6 protein-coding genes are annotated in these 4,986 nt (G+C 53.3%); all 6 read right to left on the bottom strand.

The window, feature by feature from the left end; genetic code table 11:
* On the bottom strand, positions 1–407 hold a 407-nt coding region (locus QNK41_RS07925; RefSeq protein WP_319255495.1), incomplete at its 3' end, for a uroporphyrinogen decarboxylase family protein.
* Positions 408–419: 12 nt separating this feature from the next.
* Positions 420–1,157 carry a FadR/GntR family transcriptional regulator gene (locus QNK41_RS07930; RefSeq protein WP_319255497.1) on the bottom strand — a complete coding sequence of 246 codons (738 nt, stop codon included), beginning with the start codon at positions 1,155–1,157 and terminating at the stop codon, positions 420–422.
* Positions 1,158–1,191: 34 nt separating this feature from the next.
* Complete coding sequence (locus tag QNK41_RS07935; protein WP_319255499.1) at positions 1,192–1,365, bottom strand: hypothetical protein; 174 nt, start codon at positions 1,363–1,365, stop codon at positions 1,192–1,194.
* 15 nt (positions 1,366–1,380) lie between these two features.
* Positions 1,381–2,928 (bottom strand): L-lactate permease, encoded by a 1,548-nt coding sequence (locus tag QNK41_RS07940; protein ID WP_319255502.1) that lies wholly within the window; start codon positions 2,926–2,928, stop codon positions 1,381–1,383.
* Between the two features lie 164 nt (positions 2,929–3,092).
* Positions 3,093–4,622, bottom strand: coding sequence for a B12-binding domain-containing radical SAM protein (locus QNK41_RS07945; RefSeq protein ID WP_319255504.1), 1,530 nt, complete (start codon positions 4,620–4,622; stop codon positions 3,093–3,095).
* Positions 4,623–4,800: 178 nt separating this feature from the next.
* Positions 4,801–4,986, bottom strand: a 186-nt coding sequence (locus QNK41_RS07950) for a hypothetical protein (RefSeq protein WP_319255506.1), incomplete at its 5' end; no start/stop codon positions are given.

The raw sequence follows: 4,986 nt of genomic DNA on the forward strand, positions 1-4,986 counted from the left end.
CGTTCGAGCTTGCCTGCCATTTCCTGGTAATTCTTGTTGATCTTCAGGACCCAGGGCATTCGACCGGACCGGTATGGGTCCGGAGGTGAAAGGCGATCCAGATCCGAGGGTGTCCCAATCAGTGGTCGGGTGCGATCCGTATCGGGTATCCCGCCAGGATGATAAACAACCTTTTGTCCCAACGCTTCGGCCTCAATATTATAAACATCCCAGAAATTGCTGAGAACATCGAGTTTGTAGTATTCGGTGACCAGGAGTTGAACCCGGACGAACGTGTCGGCATCCGTGAAAAAACGGCTGGTTGAAACACCGGCCAGATGAGCAGAATGATCGTTGCTCTGGGCACCGACGGCTACCTGGCATGCCGATTCGGAAGTGTTCGGTTCTGTCTCCATCTCTATTGACATCTCGGGCCTCATCTACGCTTTTTTGTGGTGGTTGGACGGGATGACCAGTTCCCGGATTGCATTGAGATGGCCGGTCATCAATTTCCTTGCGGTCCTTGAATCTTTATTTCCTACTGCCTTTAAGATTTCCTGGTGACCTTTCAGCGACAGTCGATTTCTCTGTAGACTTTGCGAATAGGCATGTCGGCTTTTCAGAAAAATGTGATCCAGCAGTTCAACAACCTGCAACAGGACGGAATTGCCGGTGGCCCTGGCCAGCGCGCGATGAAAATCCTGATCAAGATCCTTTGATGCGGCGATATCGTCCAGTTCTTTTTGTTGGCGCTGAAGAATGTCCTGCAGGATTGAGAGATCTTCTGCGGTCGCGCTTTGTGCGGCCAGTCCGGCGATCTGAGGTTCAAGCAGTTCTCTGAATTGAAATATTTCAGAAATAGTGTTTTTTTCATGGTTTATCGCTCTGGCCAGAAAATCGACCACAGACGACTCGTCTTCCAAAATAATGTAGGTTCCGCTCCCCGGTCTGCTTTTCAAAATTCTTTTCTGTTCCAGTATCCGTATGGCTTCGCGCACAGAATGGCGGGAAACCTTGAAGATCGTTGCCAGTTCTCTTTCAGGCGGGAGCTGGTCGCCATGTTTCAGTCGACCTTTATCGATCAGTGCCTGTATCTGGATGACGATCTGCTCATGAAGTTTGGTTTTGGTAACCGCTTTCAGGGTATTCGTCAGGTTTTTAACCGGTTTTTTAAGCATCGGACGCCTCTTGACCCTTTCACGGACTGAGCGGTCAGCCGTTTTTCATGACAAACAGCATGTTGACGATAAAAATTGCCATAAGCAGTTTTACCTGGAGGATCGAGCCATGAAGAGCAGCCGCATAAAGCATAAAAGGTAGTGCCAGCATTAAAATCAATGCCGTGTTTTTCAGGGCGTTACCGTGTTTTTTTAGCAAACTGTCCATAAATGTCATTCCTGTTTAGCGGATAAAGGAAAACAGCATGGTAATCACTCCAACGACACCGGTTATTATAAGCCCGTATTGAAGGGTTGCCTTGAGCACCGGGCCCTCTTTCCCCGAGAGGCCGACGGTAGAGCACCCCACAAGGATCTTTGCCGGCGCGATCATGCTTCCAAGCGCGCCGCCGGTTGTCTGGGCGGCGAGAATCAAGCCCGCACTGAGCCCCGCCAGCTGGGCGGTCTCTTGCTGGAGAACCCCAAAAACAACATTGGAGTTGGTATTGCTGCCGGTCATAAAGGCGCCAAGCAGACCGATCCATGGCGAAACCAGGGGATAAATCGAGCCGAAAACCCGGCTTATCCCTTCTGCAAGGACGGTTATCATCTGGCAGTGATCCATGATCATGGCAAAACATACCATACTGACGATACCCAGGCTTGTCGGCACACCGCTCTTAATCGTCTTCTGGACGATTGTTTTCAAGGCATGAGATTGATAAAAACCCCTGGAACGATAAACTAAGAAACCGATGATGGTTGCATATAAGAGCAGTGCGCCGCCATGGCCGAATATGTTGATGGCCTTGCCTTTGCCGGCCTGGGTGACCCATCCTTTCATCGATATGATTTCCGGAAATACCAACGTCAGGTTGATCTGCCCGAGAAAGGCCTCGACAGGGGGAACCATGACGCCGGAAGAGACAATGACGACCAGAATAAAATAGGCTGACAACGCCCACCCCAGTCCCATCTCCGATTGCGTTTGTGAAGGCGGCACCTGATTGTAGATTTTCAGTTTTGCAACCACAAGGCCGCTGCACAGCCCCACCAGGCTCGCCCCGAAACCGCCCAGCGTCCACATCCCGGAAACCGCAAGTATGTATTGCGTACCCGCCATTGCCATCCCAATGACAAGAATCGCCAACGCACTGTGTTTGACCATTTTCCAGCCGCCATACACATGCACGGCACAGATTCCGCAAAGGAAGGTGGTAATCCCTAATAGTGTGGCCGACCATGGCGCAAGATAGGGGGCACCCAAACCGGATACGGCCATGAGCGCCTGGAAGGACGCTCCCATCGAACCGAAGGTGACCGACCATGAATGACCGATCGCCGGTACGGCGACGGCAACCACGGGCGAAAAACCAAGACCCACCAAAAGCGGCGCCACCACCGCTATCGGAACACCGTAACCGGCAACACCTTGAAGGAATGAAGCAAAAATCCATCCGAAGATGAGGATCTGGATGGATTTGTCTCCGCTGAATCGTTGGATGCCGATGCCGATTGCCTTGATGGCCCCGGTTTCATTGACAACGTTGTATAAAAGCAGCGCCGCCCAGATAATATAGAGGACATTGAGGGACAGCAAGGCGCCTTTCGCCTGGGAATGGGCGATGAGTACCGGGTGGGCGCCAAAAGCAAAGGTTGCCGTGATCAGTGCGACAAACCAGCCGGCGGCGCCGGCTCGCGAGCCGCTCCAGTTTCTAAAAATCATTAAAACCAGAACGGTCAAAATCGGGGAGAGCGCCAGAATCCATTTTACGAAAAATAAATCAGTCATATCACAGCCAGACATCATTCAGGATTAATGAACGTACCAATTTAAATTGGTTGAACCAATTTGGATCAAATCAGTCAATTTGTCAAAGCATAAAAAAGAGGGCTTTATGATCTCGCTATCGCGGTTCAACGATGACGGACAGTCGAGATAATGGGGTCAGCCGTTCACCAAATTGAAAAAGGGGCGTGGTTGGAGGTGAAAAAAGGCGGATCGTTGTTCAGAATCGCCCGGATGGCGGCAGGTCGTTTAAAGGCCGTGGACAAAAAGCGCCGCACCCGGTCCCGGCTCCAGCCTTGCGGATGGACAAACTCACGATACAGGGAAAGGTCGCCTTCGTAGAAATCCACCGTATCCAATCCACCGGCTTCCTGGCTGTAGGCGGGAAGATTGAAGATGGCCAGATTGAGAAAATCGATGGACGGTGCATGGGCAAGGGTGAATTCCAGCGTTTTGGCGGCGCTGCGCTCGTCCTCCGCCGGTGTGCCGAAGAGCAGATACACGTAAGTGGCGATGCCCGCTTGGTGAATCGTGTCGAGCGCTTTTGATACCGTGCCGATGTCGATCCCTTTGCCAAGGGCATCCAAAACATCCTGATCCCCGGATTCCACACCCAGCTTGAGCATGACACACCCGGATGCTTTCAGTCCCCTTGCAAAGTCAGGGTCGGTGAGGTGCCGGGTGACCCGGGCGAATCCATACCAGGGAAGGCCGGGAGGATGCTTGATCAGATACCCGAGCAGCCGGGGGGAGAGGGCATTGTCCAGAAAATGGACCAGCCCGGTCGACTGGTGGGCGGCCGCCTGCCTCAGATCTTCCAACAATGCCTGCGGAGTTTCGGTCGAGTAGGGCGCATCTTCGGCGGTTTCAGGGCAGAAGGCGCATTTCTTCCAGTAGCACCCCCTTGAGGTCGCGTAGGGCAACACCCGCACCGGAGAGAGATAGCGGTCCATATTTAAGGAAGAGAAGTCATATCCGGTGACCGTGGGTTGGATCTCATCTTTACCCGTGCACAGCGCGATCAACCGGTTTTCCCCAGGCCCACAGACCATTTCGTCAATCAGCCCACCAAAAGGGTTACCAAGGTTCGGGATATTCATCCAGGAGGTAACCAGCCCACCGCCGCAGATGATCCTGGTCTGGGGCAAATGCCTGCGGATAAAACCGATCATGGAAAAGGCACACAGGGCCTGGCTCATGAAATTGATCGACATGCCGACGATCGCCGGTTCCCGTTGGTCGAAAAGATCCAGTAGTTTTTTAGAAAAGATAGAATAAAACGGGTTGGATTCGAATACTTCGGCCGCCCGTATTAAATCCGCGCTGCGAACCGGTGAAAGGGCTGAAGATCCAAAATTAGACAGGGAAAGGGCGGCACCGAATTCAAGGCCCGCCATGTGAAGGATTCGATTGACGTCCATGACGGCCCGTTTGTAACGATCCCGGTTGCGATAAAGGTCCAGGGACCGCAGGGCATCGATGTTGGCCGTCCGTCCGGCCAGTGCCCGCCGGGACCAGGTGTCATCAGCCGCTATCGGCCGGTGGAGCAGGTCCAGTATGCCATCGATACCGGCATCATAGATGCGGCAGTCGACCTTTTGGGCACGTAGCGCCCAGGCCAGTTTGGCAAGGCCAGCCGGAGGCTCGCAGGGCTTGGAAACCGGCGGAGAGATGAGAAGGATGGATCGGTCTGCCATTGGAACACTTATCCCCAGAATGCGTTTGTGTCAGCGGGCTGACCATCGACATCGACAAGGCTGCCATTCGAAGGCAGAATACCGAATTGAAAAATTCAGGGATTATGGAATTGGTTGGAGCGGCTTCCAGCCGCGATATGTTTTCTGACCTCTGCCTCCAGGCCGCCGACCCCTGAAATCAAGTTTCCAATTCCGCCAGGCGTTTTTCAAATTTCTTCTCCAGCCGCTGCCGCTGTTCATCCATCTGCTCCATTTCAGCGAACCGGGTCTCGATGATCTCCTGGCAGGTGCGGATTTTCTGGGAAAGGGGGCCGATCCGGGCACCATCGCCCTGCTCGGATGCCTCGACCATCTCCTGGTTCAA

This window comes from Desulfosarcina sp., from assembly GCF_033791525.1.
Taxonomy (GTDB): domain Bacteria; phylum Desulfobacterota; class Desulfobacteria; order Desulfobacterales; family Desulfosarcinaceae; genus Desulfosarcina.